The sequence below is a fragment of the Actinomadura meridiana genome (genome assembly GCF_039537545.1).
In the GTDB taxonomy this organism is placed as follows: Bacteria; Actinomycetota; Actinomycetes; order Streptosporangiales; family Streptosporangiaceae; genus Spirillospora; species Spirillospora meridiana.
This window is the reverse complement of sequence record NZ_BAABAS010000018.1, coordinates 24154-43400: the sequence shown is the minus strand read 5'-3', so window position 1 is coordinate 43400 and position 19247 is coordinate 24154. Positions and strand designations below refer to the sequence as shown.

17 protein-coding genes and 4 tRNA genes are annotated in these 19247 nt (G+C 67.5%); 13 read left to right on the top strand and 8 right to left on the bottom strand.

What is annotated here, in order from left to right:
• Window positions 1–34: 34 nt before the first annotated feature.
• Window positions 35–1090: a COG1361 family protein gene (locus ABD808_RS24445; RefSeq protein WP_344900602.1), complete on the top strand. Its 1056-nt coding sequence runs from the start codon at window positions 35–37 to the stop codon at window positions 1088–1090.
• Between the two features lie 88 nt (window positions 1091–1178).
• Complete coding sequence (locus ABD808_RS24440) at window positions 1179–2105, top strand: LLM class F420-dependent oxidoreductase (RefSeq protein ID WP_344900600.1); 927 nt, start codon at window positions 1179–1181, stop codon at window positions 2103–2105.
• Window positions 2106–2218: 113 nt separating this feature from the next.
• Here the strand turns inward: ABD808_RS24440 and ABD808_RS24435 are convergent, their stop codons facing one another.
• The gene (locus ABD808_RS24435; RefSeq protein ID WP_344900598.1) at window positions 2219–3925 is read right to left on the bottom strand and encodes an MFS transporter; all 1707 of its coding nucleotides are present in this window, start codon (window positions 3923–3925) and stop codon (window positions 2219–2221) included.
• A 171-nt stretch (window positions 3926–4096) separates the two neighbouring features.
• Between ABD808_RS24435 and ABD808_RS24430 the strand changes: the two genes are divergently transcribed.
• Window positions 4097–4834, top strand: coding sequence for a TetR/AcrR family transcriptional regulator (locus ABD808_RS24430; RefSeq protein ID WP_344900596.1), 738 nt, complete (start codon window positions 4097–4099; stop codon window positions 4832–4834).
• Between the two features lie 22 nt (window positions 4835–4856).
• Here ABD808_RS24430 and ABD808_RS24425 read toward each other — a convergent pair whose 3' ends face one another.
• Window positions 4857–5687 (bottom strand): TIGR02452 family protein, encoded by an 831-nt coding sequence (locus tag ABD808_RS24425; RefSeq protein ID WP_344900594.1) that lies wholly within the window; start codon window positions 5685–5687, stop codon window positions 4857–4859.
• Window positions 5688–5798: 111 nt separating this feature from the next.
• Here ABD808_RS24425 and ABD808_RS24420 point away from each other — a divergent pair, with 111 nt between their 5' ends.
• Both ABD808_RS24420 and ABD808_RS24415 read left to right on the top strand, forming a co-directional pair.
• The gene (locus ABD808_RS24420; protein ID WP_344900592.1) at window positions 5799–7256 is read left to right on the top strand and encodes a 3' terminal RNA ribose 2'-O-methyltransferase Hen1; all 1458 of its coding nucleotides are present in this window, start codon (window positions 5799–5801) and stop codon (window positions 7254–7256) included.
• Window positions 7253–9805, top strand: coding sequence for a polynucleotide kinase-phosphatase (locus ABD808_RS24415; RefSeq protein WP_344900590.1), 2553 nt, complete (start codon window positions 7253–7255; stop codon window positions 9803–9805). Before ABD808_RS24420 ends, ABD808_RS24415 begins: the two co-directional genes overlap by 4 nt.
• Window positions 9806–9883: 78 nt before the next feature.
• On the opposite strand, the gene ABD808_RS24410 is transcribed toward ABD808_RS24415, so the two are convergent.
• The 4 genes from ABD808_RS24410 to ABD808_RS24395 form a co-directional block, all read right to left on the bottom strand.
• Window positions 9884–10147, bottom strand: a complete 264-nt coding sequence (locus ABD808_RS24410; RefSeq protein WP_344900588.1) for a TFIIB-type zinc ribbon-containing protein — start codon at window positions 10145–10147, stop codon at window positions 9884–9886.
• 67 nt (window positions 10148–10214) lie between these two features.
• Window positions 10215–11129, bottom strand: coding sequence for a phosphotransferase family protein (locus ABD808_RS24405; protein ID WP_344900586.1), 915 nt, complete (start codon window positions 11127–11129; stop codon window positions 10215–10217).
• 30 nt (window positions 11130–11159) lie between these two features.
• Window positions 11160–12779 carry a long-chain-fatty-acid--CoA ligase gene (locus ABD808_RS24400; RefSeq protein WP_344900584.1) on the bottom strand — a complete coding sequence of 540 codons (1620 nt, stop codon included), beginning with the start codon at window positions 12777–12779 and terminating at the stop codon, window positions 11160–11162.
• 142 nt (window positions 12780–12921) lie between these two features.
• Window positions 12922–13416, bottom strand: a complete 495-nt coding sequence (locus ABD808_RS24395; protein ID WP_344900582.1) for an NADPH-dependent FMN reductase — start codon at window positions 13414–13416, stop codon at window positions 12922–12924.
• Here ABD808_RS24395 and ABD808_RS24390 point away from each other — a divergent pair.
• The 8 genes from ABD808_RS24390 (at window position 13360) to ABD808_RS24355 (ending at window position 17916) form a co-directional block, all read left to right on the top strand.
• A complete protein-coding gene (locus tag ABD808_RS24390) occupies window positions 13360–13674 on the top strand; it encodes an MmyB family transcriptional regulator (RefSeq protein WP_344900580.1) in 315 nt (104 codons plus the stop codon). The two genes, ABD808_RS24395 and ABD808_RS24390, sit on opposite strands and share 57 nt — an antisense overlap.
• Before the next feature lie 388 nt (window positions 13675–14062).
• Window positions 14063–14743 carry a hypothetical protein gene (locus tag ABD808_RS24385; protein ID WP_344900578.1) on the top strand — a complete coding sequence of 227 codons (681 nt, stop codon included), beginning with the start codon at window positions 14063–14065 and terminating at the stop codon, window positions 14741–14743.
• A gap of 531 nt (window positions 14744–15274) precedes the next feature.
• Complete coding sequence (locus ABD808_RS24380) at window positions 15275–15514, top strand: sigma factor-like helix-turn-helix DNA-binding protein (RefSeq protein WP_344900576.1); 240 nt, start codon at window positions 15275–15277, stop codon at window positions 15512–15514.
• Window positions 15515–15699: 185 nt separating this feature from the next.
• A tRNA-Ser gene (locus tag ABD808_RS24375) sits at window positions 15700–15784 on the top strand.
• 1 nt (window position 15785) lies between these two features.
• Window positions 15786–15858, top strand: a tRNA-Met gene (locus tag ABD808_RS24370).
• 1 nt (window position 15859) lies between these two features.
• Window positions 15860–15933, top strand: a tRNA-Arg gene (locus ABD808_RS24365).
• A 2-nt stretch (window positions 15934–15935) separates the two neighbouring features.
• Window positions 15936–16007: transfer RNA gene (locus ABD808_RS24360), tRNA-His, on the top strand.
• Window positions 16008–16092: 85 nt separating this feature from the next.
• Complete coding sequence (locus ABD808_RS24355) at window positions 16093–17916, top strand: glycoside hydrolase family 3 protein (protein WP_344900574.1); 1824 nt, start codon at window positions 16093–16095, stop codon at window positions 17914–17916.
• A 3-nt stretch (window positions 17917–17919) separates the two neighbouring features.
• Here the strand turns inward: ABD808_RS24355 and ABD808_RS38590 are convergent, their stop codons facing one another.
• Both ABD808_RS38590 and sigK read right to left on the bottom strand, forming a co-directional pair.
• Entirely contained in the window at window positions 17920–18648 is a 729-nt protein-coding gene (locus ABD808_RS38590) for an anti-sigma factor (RefSeq protein ID WP_486303656.1), read from the bottom strand.
• The gene (gene sigK / locus ABD808_RS24350; RefSeq protein WP_344900572.1) at window positions 18645–19217 is read right to left on the bottom strand and encodes an ECF RNA polymerase sigma factor SigK; all 573 of its coding nucleotides are present in this window, start codon (window positions 19215–19217) and stop codon (window positions 18645–18647) included. Before sigK ends, ABD808_RS38590 begins: the two co-directional genes overlap by 4 nt.
• Window positions 19218–19247 lie beyond the last annotated feature (30 nt).

Here is a 19247-nt window from a genome sequence, read left to right as displayed (position 1 = left end):
TCCGTAAGAGAACCGCAGGTCACGGGGGGTCATTGTGATCAGGGAATGGAAGGTGCGCGGTCTCGTCGTCCTGACCGCCGCGCCGTTGCTGGGGGTCGTGCCGATGGCGACCGTGGCGGGAGCCGACGGGTCGGCGCCGACCCCGGGGGAGGGACGGCACGATCCGCTGCTGAAACCTCCGCCTCGCCCCAGAACGCACGCCAAGCCCAAGGCCAAGAAGGACGAGCCCAAGCCCACAAAAGACGAGGCCAAGCCCAAAGCCAAGCAGGACAAGCCCAAAGCCACGCAGGCCAAGCCCAGGCCCAAGGGCAAGCAGGACAAGTCGAAGGCCAAGAAAGACAAGCCGCACGCGGCGCATGCGAAGAGCAGGGCGCTTCACATGGGCGGTCCGAAGAGGGAGGTTCTCCCGGGCCACGTCTACGAGTGGACGTGGACGTTCCGCGCCCCCCGGCGAGGGTCGGTGAAGTCCGGCAAGGCGGTGTTCCAGACGACGCTGCCGAAATCACTGGCGTTCGTGTCCGGTGAACCAGACTGCGCGGCTCAGGGACGGAAGGTGTCCTGCGACCTCGGCACCGTCCGGCGGGGTCAGAAGGTCCGCGGGACGATCAAAGCCAAGGTGGACAACCGGATGAGGCCAGGCCACCCCATCAAACTGCGTGGCACCGTGACCTGGGGCAAGGCGCATGTGACGCGAAGGTTCCCGGCGGTGCGCGTGGCCCACTCCGCCGACCTCGCGCTCACCGAGTCGGCACCGTCCAAAGCGCGCGCGGGGACGCGGATTCCGTACGTGCTGAGGATCCGCAACCTGGGCCCGTCCACGGCCGAGGGCGTGATCGTGGAGTCCAGCGGTCCGATCAAGCTCGTCGGACGGGACGCCGCGTGCATGCCGCGCGACCGTGGTTACGTGTGCGGGGTGGGTTCGCTGCGGCCAGGCGAGTCCAGGACGCTCCGTCTGACGGCGGTGCCGCGCGGATCCGTCCGCGCGGGGACAGTGCTGGAGTCGTCCTGGAAGGCGTCCTCGCCGACCGCCGACTCCGACGCGGCGAACAACGCCGCCGTCCTCCGCACCCGGATCACGCGCCGCCGCTGAAACAAGCCGCCGAAACAAGCCGCTGAAACCATGCGACGCCGCTGACCTGGTTCGCGGGCAGCGCCGCGCGGGTAGCAGGATGGGTGCCATGCGACTTCGGATCTTCACCGAGCCCCAGCAAGGGGCGACCTACGAGACACAACTGGCCGTCGCCAAGGCGGCGGAGGACCTGGGGTTCGACGCCTACTTCCGCTCGGACCACTACGTCAAGATGGGCGACGTGACGGGCGAGCCGGGCCCGACCGACTCCTGGATCACGCTGGGCGCGCTGGCCAGGGAGACCAGCCGGATCAGGCTCGGCACGCTGGTCACGGCGGCGACGTTCCGCCATCCGGGCCCGCTGGCGATCTCCGTCGCGCAGGTCGACCAGATGAGCGGCGGCCGCGTCGACCTCGGTCTCGGGACGGGCTGGTTCGAGGTGGAGCACGCCGCGTACGGCATCCCGTTCCCGAGCCTCGGCGAGCGTTTCGCGCGGTTGGAGGAACAGCTGGAGATCCTCACCGGACTCTGGGGGACCCCGGACGGCGAGACCTACTCGTTCAGCGGCGAGCACTACACGCTGACCGAGTCGCCCGCGCTGCCGAAGCCCGCGCGGCCGGGCGGTCCGCCGATCATCATCGGCGGGACGGGGGCGAAGCGGACGCCGCGGCTGGCAGCCCGCTTCGCCGACGAGTACAACGTCCCGTTCCAACAGCCGGAGGCCACGGCCGCCGCGTACGACCGGGTCCGCGCCGCGTCCACCGAGGCGGGCCGGACGAAGCCGCTGGTGTTCTCGGTCGCGCAGGTCGTCTGCTGCGGCCGGGACGAGGCGGAGGTGGCGCGCCGCGCCGCCGCCATCGGACGGGACGTGTCGGAGCTGCGGACCAACGGCCTGACGGGTACGCCCGGCGAGCTGGTCGACAAGATCGGCCGGTTCGCGGAGCTGGGCGCCGAGCGCGTCTACCTCCAGGTTCTCGACCTTCAGGACCTGGAGCACCTGGAGCTGCTGGCCGCGGAGGTCATGTCCAAGGTCTGACCGACCAGACAGCCCGACGGGACCCGACGAAGGGCCCGCGGCGGGAATCGTCCCGCCACGGGCCCTTTCGCACGTCGCCTGCGCCTTCGTCGCCGTCGTCGGCGAGGGCCGGATCAGGTGGGCTCCTCCTCGGGACGGGCCTGCTTCGGCATCAGGAAGGTCGCCAGGAAGGTGAGGGCGAGGAGCCCGACCTCCACCCACAGCGTGATCTTCACGGCGTCGCCGAAGCCCGTCCTGGCGGAGTGCTGGCCCGCGTCCGCGACCGCCTTCTGGACGGCGGGAGCCGACCTCGGCGCGGCCGCGATGGCGGACCGAACGTCCAGCTCAAGCCGCTGGCAGGAGGCCGGGACGGCGGTGGCGTCCTTCGCCGCGGCGTGGTCGTGGCCGCAGTCGTGGACTCCGGTCACGATCCGGTCCCGCGCCGCGGCGGGCACGGACGCGGCGGCGAGATCGTTGCGGAGGGCGGTCGCGCCGTCGTCGGCAGCGGACGCCACGTGCCCGCCGAGGAGCCCGAAGAAGATCGTCCCGAGGACGGCGGCGCCGAGCGCGGCGCCGAGCTGCTGCACGGCGGTGAGCGTGCCGCCCGCCGACCCGGTCTCCTCCGGTTCGACGCTCGCGAGGACGATGTCGAAGAACGGCGCCATCAGCAGGCCCATGCCGAGGCCGGTGACGACCAGGGCGGGGACGAGCGGCCAGGCGGTGACGTCCACGCCCACGTAGCGCAGTGTGACGTTGAACGCGACGACCCCGGCCGCCATGATGACGATGCCCCCGTGGATCACCGTCCGGCCGAGGGAACGCAGCGCCTGCGCGAGGCCGAAGCCGAGGATGATCCCGGCCGACCACGGGATCTGCGCGAGACCGGCTTTGAGCGGTGAGAAGCCGAGACCCATCTGGAAGAACAGGGCGAGCACCAGGGCGATGCCCGTCATGCCGGTGAAGAAGACCAGGCCGACGACCAGCCCGCCGGTGAAGCCGCGCTTGCGGAACAGGCTGGGGACGATCAGCGGGTCGCCGCCGGCGCGCTGCTTGCGGGCCTCGTACCAGGCGAACAGGCCCCAGACGACGAGCGAGGCGGCCATCATCAGGAACGTCCAGGCGGGCCAGTCGTGCTCGCGGCCCTGGACGAGCGGGTAGATCAGCAGCCCGGCGGCGAGGGACGCCAGCGCCGCGCCGGGCAGGTCGAGCCGGGTCGCGTGCGCGGAGCGTCCGGCGGGCAGGAACCGCAGCCCGGCCAGGACGGCGGCGGCGCCGAGCGGCAGGTTGATCAGGAAGATCATCCGCCAGCCGGTGCCGAACAGGTCGGCGTCGATCAGCCAGCCCGCCAGCACCGGTCCGCCGACCGACGACAGGCCCATGACCGGTCCGAACATCCCGAACGCCGCGCTCATCTCCTTCGCGGTGAACATCTGCTTGATCATGCCGATGCCCTGCGGCAGCATCAGCGCGCCGAACAGGCCCTGCGTGACGCGGGAGCCGACCAGCATCTCGGGCGAGGTGGCGAGGCCGCACAGCAGCGAGCCGACCGTGAATCCGGCCGCCCCGATGAGGAACATCCGCCTGCGCCCGTACAGGTCGCCGAGGCGTCCGCCGGTGATGAGACCGACCGCCATGGCCAGGGTGTAACCCGCGGCGAGCCACTGGACGGTGGCGGCGGAGCCGCCGAGGTCGGTGCGGATCGTGGGCGCCGCGATGTTGGTGATCAGCATGTCCAGCATGTCCATGACCTCGCCGGCGAGGATCACGAACAGGGCGGCCCAGCGCCATCGGTAGGCGGTCTCACCCACGCTCTTCGTGGTGGACGCCACGGTCTCCGTCATGATCCTCTCCTCTGCCTGAACATGGTTCGTCGTTACGAACGCTGTTTTAATGAGGGAACGGCGTTCGTGTCAAGTACGCTGTTCGCGACGGTGATGGTCTTCTCTCTCGTAGAGAAGATATATCGCGTCTCGGCAAAGTCAAGATGTATCTCGAAATTGAGAGGTCTCGCCGTGGCCACCCAACGCCCGGACCTGCCGACACCGCCCGGACGCAAGCCCCGCAGGGCCGCGCCCGCCCGGCAGCCGCTCAGCCAGGACGTGATCGTCGACACCGCGATCCGCGTCCTGGACGCCGAGGGCCTGGAGGCGGTGACCATGCGCCGCGTCGCGCAGGAGCTGGGCACCGGCCCGGCGTCCCTCTACGCCCACGTCTCGGACAAGGAGGAGCTGCGGGAACTGATGCTCGACCGCGTCACCGGCGAGGTCGTGCTCCCCGTGACCGACCCCGCCCGGTGGCAGGAGCAACTGAAGGAGATCGCCCACGAGATCCGTCGCGTCTACACCTCGCACGGCGACATCGCCAAGGTCTCCATCGGCCTGATCCCCACGGGCCCCAACCTGCTGACCATCGCCGAGGCGCAACTCGACCTCATGCGCGTCGGCGGCGTCCCACCGAAGATCGCCGCGCTCGCCGTCGACGCGCTCGGCATGTACATCGACGCCGACGCCGTCGAGGACACGGTCTACACCGCCCGGCTCGGCGCGGACGAGGACGCGTGGGAGCACTTCCACCGCTATCTCAACGAAGTCCGCGCCTACTTCAGGGGCCTGCCCGCCGACCGCTACCCGAACATCGTCGGCATGGTGGCCGAACTGACCAGCGGGGCCGGTGACGAGCGCTTCGAGTTCGGCCTGGACATCCTTATCCGAGGCATCGCGTCCTACGTCGACGCGCCGCCCTCAGCCTGAGGGGCACGCGGGCAAGACGCGGTTACGCGAAGACGTTCTGGAACGCGGTGTGCCTGGGGGAGCCCTTCGCGGTGTCCCAGACCGCGAAGACGACATGGTCGAACCGGCCCGCGAACACTCCGCCGGGACGCAGCGCTTCGGCGAACGCCTCTGCGACCTCCCGCGGATCGTTGCGGAACACACCGCATCCCCAGGCGCCGAGCACCAGGCGTCGATGTCCGTTGGCCAGTGCCACGGCGAGCACCTTGCGGGCGCGTACATGGAGCACGTCCCGTATCCGTTCCGCCTTGGCTGCGTCACGGATGGCGCCGCGATTAGGAGCGGGGGACGTCAGGAAGGCCACCTCGTAGGACTCTTCCAGCAGCAGCCCGGCGTCGTCGCGGAAAACCGGCACGTCCGGGGAGTAGATCATGTGGTCGCTGTAGAGGAGGTCGCCCTGCGCGCGGTGGAAATCGTAGAACTCTCTGGCCGAACGCAGTGAGGCGTACAGACCCGACGATCGGGCCAGCCCTTCCTCCTGGGCATGCGCTCCGTTCAGGAACCCGCCGCCGGGGTTCTTCGCGGAAGCGAAGTTCAACGCGAACGGAACCGCGCCGGGGCCGCGCAGCCGGTGGGCGGCGGCGAGCGTGGTTTCGTCGGTGACTTCGATGCGCGTTTCCGCGTCGGATTCTGCCTTGGGCAGCCGTTCCAGCATCTCGTCGAGTTCGCCCGGACGGTGCAGGACGGTGCCCCGGACCGCGCGGGCAAGGCTCTCCGCGATCGGGACGGTGCGGCCGGACGGTGCGATGTAGTCGCCGCGGTCGAGGATCTCCACGGTCTCCTGCGCCGTCATCCGGCGGGGATGTCTGCTCATATCGCTTCGGATTCTGTCGATGCCGGGAACAGGTCGCAAATCCTTTTGGTCGCCGATCAGTTCTGAAAAATGGATGTGGAGCGTTCATCCCGGTCCGCCACACTTGCAGGCGTGCTTCTGACGATCGCGACAACCATGAGCCAACCGACCGAACTGGGCTTCCTCTTGCACAAGCATCCCGGCAGGGTGCAGAAGTTCGAGCAGTCCTTCGGTACGGCACACGTCTTCTACCCCGACGCTGACGAACAGCGCTGCACGGTCGCGCTGCTGCTGGACGTCGACCCCGTCAAGCTCGTGCGCACGCGCGGCAGAGGCACCCCGGACTTCTCTCTCGGCCAGTACGTCAATGACCGTCCCTACGCGGCGTCGTCGCTGCTGGCGTCCGCGATGGCGAACGTGTTCCGCACGGGCATGCGCGGGCGGTGCGATCTGCGTCCGGAACTGGCGGAGACCCCGATTCCGCTGGAGATCGTCCTGCCCGCCCTTCCGTGCCGCGGGGGACCGGATCAGGCGGAACGGTTCTTCGGCCCGCTGGGTTGGGACGTGTCGGCGGTGCCAGTTCCGCTCGACCCGGAGTTCGGCGAATGGGGCGACTCCCGGTACGTGACGCTCACGCTGACCGGGACGCTGCGCCTCGCCGATGCGCTCAACCAGCTGTACGTGCTGCTGCCCGTCCTGGACGACGCCAAGCACTACTGGATGGCGCCGGACGAGGTGGACAAGCTCATCCGTTCCGGAGAGGGCTGGCTGGCCGCGCACCCCGACCGTGGAACCATCACCCGCCGCTATCTGGCCAACCGGCGTGCTCTCGTCCGGACCGCGCTGGGCCGCCTGGCCGACGCCGAGGACGCGACCGAAGAGGCGCTCGACCCCGAGCAAGTGGAGGAGGAACCGCCAACTGTCGAGAACGGCGAGAACAGCGAGAACGGTGGGAACGGCGAGGATCAGCCGATCGCAGTCGAACAACCCGTTTCGCTGGCGGAACACCGTCTCCAAGCGGTCGCGCAGGTACTGCATGAGGAGAACGCCCAGCGCGTCATCGACCTCGGGTGCGGTTCCGGGAAGCTGCTCTCGCGGCTCGCCAAGGACGATTTCTTCCGGGAGGTCTCCGGAACGGACGTGTCGTATCGCGCGCTGGCCCACGCCTGGCGGCGGCTTCGCTGGGACCAGCCGCGCCGTCCGGGCGACCCCGTCAAGGACGTCTTCCAGAGCGCGCTCACCTACACCGATGAACGGTTCGGCGGTTATGACGCCGCCGTGCTTATGGAGGTCATCGAGCACATCGACCCACCGCGCCTCACGGCGGTGGAACACGTCGTGTTCGGCGACGCGCGTCCCCGCGTCGTGGTGGTGACGACTCCGAACGCCGAGCACAACGTCCGCTACGACGGTCTAGCGGCTGGCGCGATGCGCCACCCCGACCACCGTTTCGAATGGACCCGCGCCGAGTTCCGCGCGTGGGCGGACGGGGTTGCCGTCGCGCACGGCTACAGCGTCCGATACGTGTCCGTCGGTACCGACGATTCCGAAGTCGGCGCGCCGACGCAGCTGGGGGTGTTCACACGATGACCGAGGTCAAGATCCCCGCGATGGGGCTCGTCGTGCTGGTCGGCGTGACTGGTTCGGGCAAATCGCACTTCGCGCGCAAGCACTTCGCGCCTACACAGGTCATCTCGTCCGACTACTGCCGTGGCGTCGTGTCGGACGACGAGAACGACCAGTCCGCGACCGGCGACGCCTTCGAGCTGCTGCACTGCATCGTGGCCACGCGGCTGCGGCGCGGCCTGCTGACCGTCGTCGACGCGACCAACGTGCAGAGCGCCGCGCGGCAGTCGCTGCTGAAGATCGCCAAGGATCACGACGTGCTGTCGGCGGCGATCGTCCTGGACGTCCCTGAGAGCGTCGCCGCCGAGCGGAACGCCGTCCGCCCAGACCGGGACCTGCCCCCGCACGTGATCCCGCGTCAGCGGCGCGAACTGAGGCGCGGGATGCGGTCGCTGTCCCGCGAGTTCCGCCGGTACCACGTGCTGACCGGCGTCGAGGAGATCGACGCCGCGACCGTCGTCCGCGAGAAGGCGTGGAACGACCGGCGGGAGCTGACCGGGCCGTTCGACCTCGTCGGCGACGTGCACGGCTGCCGCGCCGAGCTGGAGGAACTCCTCACCGGTCTCGGCTACGACATCGACCGGGACACGCAAGGTCGTGCCGTGGACGCGCGCCACCCCGGCGGGCGTACCGCCGTCTTCGTCGGTGACCTCGTCGACCGCGGACCGGACTCGCCGGGCGTCCTCCGCCTGGTGATGGGCATGGTCGCGCATGGCAACGCGCTCTGCGTCTCGGGTAACCACGAGGCGAAACTCGTCCGCGCCCTACGCGGACGCAAGGTGCGCGTCGCACACGGCTTGGCCGAGTCGCTGGAACAGCTCTCTGCCGAGCCCGACGAGTTCCGTGACGAGGCACTGCGGTTCATGGACGGACTCATCAGCCACTACGTCCTGGACGACGGCCGTCTTGTCGTGGCCCACGCCGGACTGAAGGAGGAGTACCACGGTCGTGCGTCGGGCCGTGTCCGGTCTTTCGCGCTCTACGGCGACACCACTGGAGAGACCGACGAGTACGGGCTGCCGATCCGATATCCGTGGGCGCGTGACTACAGGGGCGACGCGATGGTCGTGTACGGGCACACGCCCGTCCCCTCCGCGGAATGGATCAACAACACCATCTGCCTGGACACCGGTGCGGTATTCGGCGGGAAGCTGACCGCGCTGCGCTATCCGGAGCGTGAACTGCTCTCCGTCCCGGCGCAGCAGGTCTGGTACGAGCCGACCCGCCCCCTGGACGCGCCGCCCTCCATCGGGGGAGGACGCCGTGAAGCCGAGGTACTGAAAATCGAGGACGTGCTAGGCGCGAACGGTGTCGAGACCCGTCTGATGGGCCGCATCGCCGTCCGAGAGGAGAACGCGCTCGCCGCACTGGAGGTGATGAGCAGGTTCGCCGTGGACCCGCGCTGGCTCGTCTACCTGCCGCCGACCATGGCCCCCGCCGAAACGTCGCTGCTGCCGGGCTATCTGGAACACCCGGCCGAGGCGCTGGCCGCGTACCGGAACAAGGGTGTGCTCCGCGTGGTGTGCGAGGAGAAGCACATGGGTTCGCGTGCCGTGGTCGTCGTATGCCGCGATCCGTCGATCGCGGCCGACCGCTTCGGCGTGGACGACGGAACCACCGGCGCCATCTACACCCGCACAGGACGCCCCTTCTTCCGCGACCCGACCCGCACGACCGAAGTACTGGACCGGGTCCGTTCCGCGATCGACGCGGCAGGGCTCTGGGAAGAACTCGACACAGGCTGGCTCGCCATCGACTGCGAACTGATGCCGTGGTCCGCCAAGGCCATGGAACTCATCCGCACGCAGTACGCGGCGACCGGCGCGGCCGCCAGCGCCGCCCTGCCGATGGCGTCCGGGCTGCTCGCCCGCGCGCAGGAACGCGGACTCGACCTCGGTGGGCTCCGCGAGCGCATCGACCAGCGCACCGCCAACGCGACCCGCTTCCGCGACGCCTACGCGCGCTACTGCTGGACGGTCGACGGCCTGACCGGGCTACGGCTCGCACCATTCCAGATCCTCGCCGGAGAAGGCTGCTCGTGGGCCGTCGCACGCGAACACGACTGGCACATGGCCATAGCGGGTCGCCTCGCCGACCACGACCCCAGCGGCCTGCTCCAGCGCACCGGTTCGATGACCGCCGACCTGGACTCGCCGGAGTCGGAAGCCGCCGTCACCGAATGGTGGGAGCAACTCACCTTCACGGGCGGCGAGGGCATGGTCGTCAAGCCGCTGGGCTCGTTCCCAGAAGACCGACGCATCCAGCCGGGCGTCAAATGCCGAGGACCCGAGTACCTGCGCATCATCTACGGCCCGGATTACCGCGAGCCGGAGAACCTCGACCGCCTACGTGGACGGTCCCTCGGCCGCAAACGCTCGCTGGCGACGCGTGAACACGCGCTCGGGGTAGAGGCACTCGACCGGCTCACTGGCGGGGAACCGTTGTGGCGGGTTCATCAGGCCGTGTTCGCCGTCCTGGCTCTGGAATCGGAGCCCGTCGACCCACGCTTGTAGTCGCTGACAGAAGTACGGCCCCCCCTTTCGGAAAGGGGGGGCCGTACTTTGTCACCCGGTCGGCTCGTGAGGAGCCGGTCAGGTGCTGAAGAGCATGTGGAAGACGCTCCCGTGGTGAGGGCGGTGGTGCCCACCATGGTGGTGATGGTGCACCGATGGCGCCGGGGTCGCTCCCCACCCCGGAGCCGCCGCCGGCGGCGTCCGGTACTGCGACTCCATCTGTGCCAGGGCCTCAAGCTCGCCGTAGTCGAGGAAGATGCCTCGGCAGCTGTCACATTGCTCGATGTGGACGCCGCTGCGGGTGTAGGTCCGCATCACTCCACGACACTTAGGGCAGTGCATCGCCTTGTCTTCCTTCCAGTATGGATCCCCAGGTAGAGGCTAAATGTAGGGCAGGTGACGCGCCACGTCATGCGGCGTCACCCGCGGTCGATATTCTTGCGCACGCGTCGATCATCGCCTGCTCTGGCCCGTCGAGCGACCGGTTCTCCCTTTCCGCGGATATGACGCACGTGGCGCCGATCTGGATCGCAAGACTTCGCGCGGGCACGTCCAGGGCCGTCCACGGGTCCCCACCGGACGGGACGGCCGGACCACCCGCCTCCGTGTACGCGCCGAGAAAACGAACCCAGTCGTCGGGATGCAGAACCCCCGCCGAATAGAGCGCCGCCGGACGGGCGAGGTCCCACGCGGGGTCGCCCCTGCCGAGATCCTCGATGTCGATCAGCCGCCACCCGTCCCGCACGCGGACCATCTGACCAAGGTGCCAGTCCCCGTGGATGAGACATTCGAACGTTCCCGGCGGCTCCACACCCTCACCGCGCATCCAGGCGGGAAGGGTCGCGAACGCTTGCCTCACCACGTCCGCTGCCGGGCCGTGCCCCAGCTCCGAGACACGTCGAGCCACTCGCGCGGGACGTCCCCAAGACGGCGCGTCCTCTGGAAGAGGCATCGAATGGAGGGCCGCCAGAAGCCGCGCACCGTCCTCCCAAGGCGGATCCTGACCCGGATCCACCGGCTCACCGTACGGAGAGACCGTGACGACCCGTCCGTCGACATCGACCGGTGGCCCCAACGGGCCGACGAGAATCTCCGGCAGTCCACGCGCCAGCCGCACCCGTTCCAGGAACGGAACCCCATGCTCACGGTCGGCCTGATGCGCCTTTACGGCCACGTCCCCCACGCGCACCACCAGAACGCCATGCCGGTCGTACAACGTCACCGGATCAACGGGCGTCCCGGACTCAGCACGGCCCGAGTCACGCCCGATTTCAACGAGCCGGGCGAACAAGCCCGACTGGACGGTCTCGGTGTGCACCAGCACAGTCAACCATCCAGCGCGCGAAGGTTCCGCCTACGCGGGCGAGTTGACGACCTTGTCGCGGAGCCGTCGCCTGACCACCTTCCCGAGGGCGTTGCGGGGCAGGTCCGTACGCAGACGGAACTCGGCGGGCACTTTGTAATGCGTCAGATAGCGCTCGCAATGCCGCCGCAGTTCGTCCGCCGAAAAAGGGTAGGCGGGGTGTTCCACCACGTGGGCGATGATGCGTTCCCCACGCCGCACGTCCGGCACACCCACCACCGCACAGTCGTGAACGGCCGGATGGCGCCGCAGAACCCGCTCCACCTCGGTCGGGAACACGCTGAACCCGCTGACCTTGATCATGTCGCGGCGGCGCTCCAGGATGGTGATGAAGCCGTCCTCGTCCATCACCGCGATGTCACCCGTACGCAGCCACCCCTTCGAGAGGGTCTGCGCGGTGGCGAGCGGCGCGTTCCAGTAACCCCCGAACACCTGCGGCCCGCGCACGACCAGTTCGCCCGGCTCACCCGGCGGCAGAACCCTCGTCGGCCTGTCCTGGTCGACGATGACGGCTTCGGTCATAGGCAGCGGCAGCCCCACGGTCAGATTCCGCGCCCCACCACCGAACGGATTAGCCGTGACACCCGGGGACGCCTCCGTCAGCCCATACCCATTGATCAGCCCTTTGGCGCCCAACCGTTCGAGCCGATCAATCGTCCCCTGCCCCAGGTCCATCGCACCCGAGACCACAATCCGCAGCGACCCCAGATCGGACGGCAACAGCCGCGGACTGTCGAGCAACTCCTCGAACAACGTCGGAACACCAGGGAACACGGTCGGGCGATACTTGCGGAGTGCCCGAAGCACACGGTCGGCATCAAAACGCGGAAGCAGCACCACCGCCCCGGCCGTCATCATCGGCGAGAGCAAACAGCTCATCAACCCAAACGAATGGAACAGCGGCAGCACCGCCAGCGTCACGTCCTCACCGGGACGCCCCTGCCGGTCCCACGAGCACTGCTGGCATGCGTTCGCGACAAGGTTGCGGTGTGTGAGCATCGCCCCCTTGGGACGACCCTCCGTCCCACCCGTGTACTGGATGGCCGCCAGATGCCGTGACGGTTCGAGATCCCACTGCCGCACCGGCTCCTGCGGCGCCCGCTGCATTTCGCGGAACGGGACGACGCCCGGATCGTCCGGCACGTCCACGACGAGGTCCGCGCGCCGTCGCCGGGCCTCCGCCAGCGGCAGCCGCAACGTGACCCGCTCCGTCACCAGCATGAAATCGGCCAGCGACGTCACGATGACGTGCTCGAGCCGCAACCTGGACCGCACCGCGCGGACCGTCGCGTAGGAACGATCCAGGACGACGGCGACGCGGGCCCCGCAGTCCGAAAGCTGGTGAAGCATCTCCTCCTCGGTGTACAGCGGGTTGTGCTGCACCGCGACCGCGCCCCTGCGCAGCGCCCCGTAGAACGCGATGACCAGCTGCGGACAGTTCGGCAGGATCAACGCCACCCGGTCGCCCGGCTGGACGCCGAGCCGGCGCAGGCCGTCGGCGAACCGGTCGACGGCCGCGCGCAACTCCCGATAGCTGATCCGCCGATCGGAGAAGATGAGCGCGGGCCGCCGAGGATGCCGGTCCGCGGCGTCGTCGAGCAGCCGCGTCACGGGAATGTCCGGGATACTCAGTTCTTCGGGAACACCCGGCTGATACCACCGCCGCCAGGGGAAAGAACCTTGTGACGCATGCCACATGAGAAACGATTCAATCATCTGTGGGGCGTCCGCGTCCCCCGCTTCACGATCGCCCTCAGAACGATGCGATGTACGGCGTCTCCTTGCGCGCGTCATGCAGGACGGAACCCCACCACTTCAACTGGTCCAGAAGCGTCTTCGCGGCGGTGTCGGCACCATCCGCGTCGATCAGGTTCCCCTCTTCGTCGACCCGCGTCCAGTGCCGGTCGAAACTGACCTGGTCCCGGACGGGCACGCAGTGCGTCTCTGAGAACACCTGCCGGAGATGCTCGACCGCCCGCAGCCCACCGCCCATACCTCCGTACGACACGAACCCGACCGGTTTGGCGTGCCACTGCGACCCGTGCCAGTCGATGACGTGCTTGACCGACGCCGGATAGCTGTGGTTGTACTCGGGCGTCACGACGACGAAGGCGTCCGCGTCGTCCAGCCGCCGCGCGAGAACCGCCATCCCCGGCCCAGCCTCGTACCCCTCCGGCCCCGCAGGCAGCGCGTGGGGCAACTCCACGTCCACAAGATCAACGACATCCACGTCGAATTCACGCGACATCCTCGCCTGGACAAACGGCTACGAACTCCTGGCCGCCCCAACCGCACCAAAAACCCACCCCGCCTACCCCGTCGCGCCGGCATCGAACGATTCGTCCACCCGGACACAGGCGAACTACGCCTGGCCTACGAAACTCTCGCGCTCCCCATAGCCGACGAACAAGCGCTCATCGCGTACCTACCCGCTGACGACGCCACGTCCGAAGCCCTGAACCACCTACGCCCCGGCAGACTCCGCGCCGTCTCCGGCAGGAGATGACCTCAGATACGTCCCGTCCCACGACAGACGTTGCAACTCTCACCGGTGGCGGTACTCGTCCCGGTCCCGTTGCAGCCGGGGCAGGTCCGCGTAGTCGGCTTGTTGTGCTTGCCCACGTCCACCACCCCCGCCCTCATCCTAGGCGCACCCCCACCCAACCACCCGCACAAAACCACGCCTCCGCAGTCCCGGACCACCCCGCGAGTCCAACCCCCAACCACACGACCATCCGCCGACCAACACATACTTCGCTGCGCTCCCACGATGACCCCACCAGGAAACGGCAGCACAGAAGAAAAGGGACGAGAGCCCATTCGTCATCCAGGCAGAATTATTCGTGTCCGATCTGTTAAGATCTGATCCAGTCGAGCAATAAACGATCAAGGATATGACGATGGGCTGGTTTCAGCGCCAGTGGAAAAGCCACCCCGTACGGGGATTGCTATTAATCTCGGCATTGGCAATCCTTGTTGCCATATTGTTTGAAACACTGTATGTCGGACGCTCTCAGGGGCGGGACACTCGCTCAAGCGACGATTCCAGTTCCAGCGAATCGGACGATCGCCCAATCACTCCTGACGTACTCGCCGAAAAGTGCTCCAAACCAGGACTGAAATTTGCCAACGCCGCCGCACATCGTGGGCCTGCACCGCACCCTATGGATGTGATTGTCAAGCGTCCGTTCCCGTACGATGAGGGCTATAAGTCATGGTACCGACCAGCGGAGACGTCGGTCGGTCAAGACTCGGAGTGGGCGGCGTTGGAGAAGGGAACCGTGCAGCTCGTGACGTGCGTGACCCAGGAGTCCGCGCGAAAGCGGGTGTCATCATGTCGCTACGAGCTCGACGGGGTCGATGGGAAAAGCTCAGAACCACTTCCGATGATGGAGCAGACCTACAAGGCGACAATCTACGCGGCAAGGACTGGCCAAACCGTCGGGGAGGTCACGTTCGCCGGTCACGATCGCGAATGCCCGGACACCTTCTGGTCTCAGGGCCTGACCAACCTCTACACCGAGCCGACAGACGAAGACTTGAAAGCGGCGTTGAAGAAATTCGTAGAAGGCTAAAGACCTGTTAGAAAATGATTCTGTCATTATGAACTAGACAACTCACCGAGCCACTGATCCCGGTGTTCAGACCGCGTAGCCAGGGCGGCGGGACTGGGTCGTGGGCGTGGCGTATGAGATGACGGCTGCCGGTGCGGCTACGGCCATCACGGACGTGGCCATGTGGAGACGCCTCAACCGCGGTTGGTGCGGGCGCTCGTGGCGATGGCCTCGCCGTCCAAGGTCGTGGTCATCGTTGTGTCTGGGGTTTCGAGGGCTGTGGGGCGGCCTGCTTCCTGCTGAGTGGGAGGGAGCCAGGGGGCGAGACTCGGGACGCGATGCAGGTCGAGTAGAGCCGACCTAGATCGACTGTGTTGGACGGTTCCTCTGGGGTCCCGTCGTTGTTCTCGCAGGTGAGGGGCTTGTCGGGGGTTGTTCCGGGGGGAGGGTGGGCGAGATCTGAATAATTCTCACTCAGCGGTTCCTTAAGGCGGGCATAAGCGGGGGGCTGTGGGGGTGGCGGGGTGCGAGGTTCGGGGCGTGGCACTGCGAATGGGCAAGAGCATCGGGTCCTTTGGTCCGGGTTCGGCGGGGGCGCGGATGCGTCCTGTGGTGGTCGCCCGGGCTTTTCAGGCGCTGCCGTCCGTGCATCGCGAGATTCTGACCGAGACCGTGTTCAGGGATCGGTCGGTCAATGAGGCCGCCGCGCGGCTGGGGGTGCCGGTGGACGTGGTCAAGGTTCGTGTGTACCACGCGCTGCGGGCGTTGAACGCGGCGTTGGGTGGTCGGTAAATCAGTTGTCGGGGTGGGAGTGTCCCGGCAGTATGGGTCTTGTTGGAAGTGGGGTTGGGAGGGCAGGAAGCATGCGTCGTCATCGAATGTTCAGTCGTCTTTCTGGTCCCGGGTGTGGGCTCTGGGCGTAATCGCGCGTTCTGGAGTTTGCCGCTCGTGGGCTACGGGCGGCTTTTTTGGTTCCCGGAGGGTTGGCCGAGTGGGAAGGCAGCGGCTTGCTAAGCCGTGGTCAGGGTCATCCCTGCGCGAGTTCGAGTCTCGCACCCTCCGCGCCGAGTGAGGATGCTGGTGTGTCCGGCGGATTCATATCCCGCTACAGGCAGGTTCGATTCCTGCACTCGGTACGTCTCCGTGGCGCAGTTGGAGAGCGTGCCGGGTTGCGGACCCGGAGGTCGCAGGTTCGAGTCCTGCCGGAGATACGGCTTCCGTGGTGTAGTGGTCTGCACGCCAGGTTGTGGTCCTGGAGGTATCGGTTCGATCCCGATCGGAGGCCCTTGTAGGGGTTTGTCGAGTGGATATTGCCGAGGTGCTGGCTCCCGATTGCGTTGCATTGGGGTAATCCTGGACAGGGATTCCGTATGCACAGGTCTCTCGGGAAGTCGCGGCTGCTGGGCGTCGCGCTGGTGCTCGTCGTGTGTGGCGCTCCGGTGCGGGCGGACGCCGGGCCCGCGCCCTATCTTGACGCGCGGTTGTCCGTCGCGGATCGGGTGAGTGATCTGCTTGGGCGGATGAGTCTGGCGGACAAACTCGGTCAGATGACGCAGCCCGAGCGCAGGTACATCACGCCGGACGAGGTCACGCGGTATCGGATCGGGTCAGTGCTGTCGAGTGGAGGGTCGGCGCCCAGTCCGAACACGGCGAAGAGCTGGGCGGACATGTACGACGGGTGGCAGCGGGCCGCGCTCGCGGCGCCGTTGCGGGTGCCGATGATGTACGGGGTCGATGCCGTTCATGGGCACAACACCGTTGTTGGGGCGACGATTTTTCCGCACAACATCGGGCTCGGGGCGTCGCGTGATCCGGAGCTCGTTCGCAGGATCGGTGCGGCTACGGCGGAGGAGATGGCGGGGACGGGCGTTGACTGGGACTTCGCGCCGTGTGTGTGCGTGGCCCGTAACGACCGGTGGGGGCGGACGTACGAGTCGTTTGGTGAGGTGCCTGAACTGCCCACGATGATGACGACGGTTGTGGACGGGTTGCAGGGTGAGGAGTTGGGGGGTCCGGCTTCTGTGCTGGCTACGGCCAAGCATTTTGTGGGGGACGGGGGGACGGCGGGTGGTGGTGATCGGGGTGATACGCGGATCTCGGAGGAAGAACTGCGGGCTGTTCATCTGCCGCCGTTTCAGGCGGCAGTGAAGCGGGGTGTGGGGTCGGTGATGGTCTCCTACAGTTCGTGGAACGGGCTGAAGATGCATGAGAACCGGTATCTGATCAGTGATGTTCTGAAGCGGGAGTTGGGGTTCGGTGGGTTTGTGGTGTCGGATTATAACGGCATTGATCAGATTGATGGGGAGTCTGGGTTCAGTAGGGGCGAGGTCGTTGCGGCGGTTAATGCGGGGATCGACATGGTGATGGTTCCTACGGAGTGGCGTCGGTTTATTACGTATTTGGGGGATGCTGTTAGGGGTGGTGATGTTTCGATGTCTCGTATTGATGATGCGAATCGGCGCATTCTGACGAAGAAGTTCGAGCTCGGGCTTTTTGAGCGTCCGATGGCAGATCGGTCGTATTTGAAGACCGTTGGTAGCGCGGCGCATCGGGAGTTGGCACGGAAGGCTGTCGCCGAGTCGCAGGTTGTGTTGAAGAACGAGGACGATGTGTTGCCCCTGGATGGCGACAAGTTCTTCGTGGCGGGACGTAGCGCGAATGATGTTGGTATGCAGTCGGGGGGCTGGACGATCACGTGGCAGGGCGAGCCTGGGCCTATTACGCCGGGTACGACGATCCTGGACGGCATTCGCAAGGCCGCGGGGTCGGGCGCCACCGTCTCCTACAGCAGGGATGGGGTGGGGCTCGACGATTCGTATGACGCCGCGATCGTTGTGGTGGGGGAGAAGCCCTACGCCGAGTATCACGGGGACCGGACGGGTGACCTCGGCCTGGACGCGGGTGACCTCGCGACCATTGACCGGCTCCGTGACGCTGACGTCCCGGTGGTGGTGGTGCTTGTGTCGGGGCGTCCGCTGGATATCGCGAAACAGCTTCCCCAGTGGGATGCCCTCGTTGAGGCATGGTTGCCGGGTACGGAGGGGGGAGGGGTGGCTGACGTCTTGTTCGGTGAGGCCGAACCGAAGGGGCGGCTCCCCGTCACGTGGATGCGTGACGGGGGCCAGGAGCCCATTAACAAGGGTGATGGAAAGACGCCGTTGTTCCCGTTTGGATATGGCCTTACGTTTGAGTGATGGTCATGGTTTTAGGAGGACGACCGGCGGGGTCGTCGGGCGCGGGGATCCGCTTGCCGGTTCGATGGTTATTGCTAGTTTTTCGGATGGATGCCACGTTTCGGTGATGATTGGTCGGTTGTGGGGGAGAAGGCCCGCGGGGCGTGGGCCCTTCCGGTCTATGAGCCACAGTTGGTAGGCATTGGAGGCTGGGAGGGTTCGCAGTCCTGAGGATGCGACGACTGCTCGGCCCCTTGTCGCGGAGGCGACGACGGTTACTGTTCCGCCTGCTTTGGTGCGGCCCATCGCCGAGTGCGCGTCGGGGGCCGAGAGGACGGACGCGATGGCGCGGGATGTGGCGTCGGCGCGTTCCATTCGTTGGTGTTCCCGAACCGCTTCCGTGACCGATGCGGCCGTCACCAGGCATGCCGCTGCCGCAACGGCGGCGGCTACTGCGCGGCGCCAGCGGCGTGGGTGGCTCGATTCGGGGGCTGGGCTTGTGGGTGCTGGCTGGCGGGGGGCGGGGAGTTGGCGGATGTGCCGGATGTCGGCCAGCACCCGGTCGCGCAGTGCGGGAGGTGGGGATTCGGCGGCCGCCATTCCGAGGCGTGCCGATGTCGCGCGGAACTCGCGAAGTTCAGTCGTGCAGGTCTCGCATCCGGCGAGGTGCGACTCGAACTGCCGCATTTCCTCCGCGTCGTCGATCGCGTCCAGGGCGTAGGCGCCGGATAGGGCATGCGGGTCGTCCGTCATCGCACGACCCCCAGACAGTCGCGGAGGCGGATGAGGCCGTCGCGCATTCGGGTTCGCACCGTGTTGGGTGGTGCGCCCACCATTTCGGCGACCTCGCGGTAGGTGTGGCCGCCGTAGTACGCGAGTGTCACTGTTTCGCGTTGCAGCCGTGTCAGGGTTCGCAGGCAGCGCCGCACCCGTTCGTATTCCAGGCGTGCTTCGACGCGTTCGCCTACAGGGTCGTGTGCTGTTGTGTCGCGGGGCGTGGCTCGGGCCTCGCGTTCGCCCGCGGACTGTTCGCGCCGGACGCGGTCCACGGCACGGCGGTGCGCGATCGTCATGATCCACGCCATCGCCCCCCCGCGGGCGGGGTCGTAGCGGGCGGCGGAGCGCCACACGTCGAGCATCACCTCCTGCGTCACCTCCTCGGCAATCGCGGGGTCGCGGACGACCCGTCGCACCAGTCCGTGCACCGGCGCCGCCGCCGCGTCGTAGAGCAGCTCGAACGCCCGCTCGTCGCCGCGACCCGTCCGGTCAAGGAGGATGTCCGGGTCGCGGCCGTGCACGGGTGGGCTCGTATCTGGTGGCATGCGGCATTCCCCTCGGTGGGCCGTGCGTTC

What these genes read in the sequence shown, in the direction of transcription:
- ABD808_RS38590 (WP_486303656.1), bottom strand. Translation starts at nt 18,648, where the DNA reads ATGACGGACGACCCGCATGCCCTATCCGGCGCCTACGCCCTGGACGCG.
- ABD808_RS24425 (WP_344900594.1), bottom strand. Translation starts at nt 5,687, where the DNA reads ATGAGCAGACATCCCCGCCGGATGACGGCGCAGGAGACCGTGGAGATC.
- sigK (WP_344900572.1), bottom strand. Translation starts at nt 19,217, where the DNA reads ATGCCACCAGATACGAGCCCACCCGTGCACGGCCGCGACCCGGACATC.
- ABD808_RS24355 (WP_344900574.1), top strand. Translation starts at nt 16,093, where the DNA reads ATGCACAGGTCTCTCGGGAAGTCGCGGCTGCTGGGCGTCGCGCTGGTG.
- ABD808_RS24380 (WP_344900576.1), top strand. Translation starts at nt 15,275, where the DNA reads ATGGGCAAGAGCATCGGGTCCTTTGGTCCGGGTTCGGCGGGGGCGCGG.
- ABD808_RS24385 (WP_344900578.1), top strand. Translation starts at nt 14,063, where the DNA reads ATGACGATGGGCTGGTTTCAGCGCCAGTGGAAAAGCCACCCCGTACGG.
- ABD808_RS24395 (WP_344900582.1), bottom strand. Translation starts at nt 13,416, where the DNA reads ATGTCGCGTGAATTCGACGTGGATGTCGTTGATCTTGTGGACGTGGAG.
- ABD808_RS24440 (WP_344900600.1), top strand. Translation starts at nt 1,179, where the DNA reads ATGCGACTTCGGATCTTCACCGAGCCCCAGCAAGGGGCGACCTACGAG.
- ABD808_RS24410 (WP_344900588.1), bottom strand. Translation starts at nt 10,147, where the DNA reads ATGCACTGCCCTAAGTGTCGTGGAGTGATGCGGACCTACACCCGCAGC.
- ABD808_RS24435 (WP_344900598.1), bottom strand. Translation starts at nt 3,925, where the DNA reads ATGACGGAGACCGTGGCGTCCACCACGAAGAGCGTGGGTGAGACCGCC.
- ABD808_RS24415 (WP_344900590.1), top strand. Translation starts at nt 7,253, where the DNA reads ATGACCGAGGTCAAGATCCCCGCGATGGGGCTCGTCGTGCTGGTCGGC.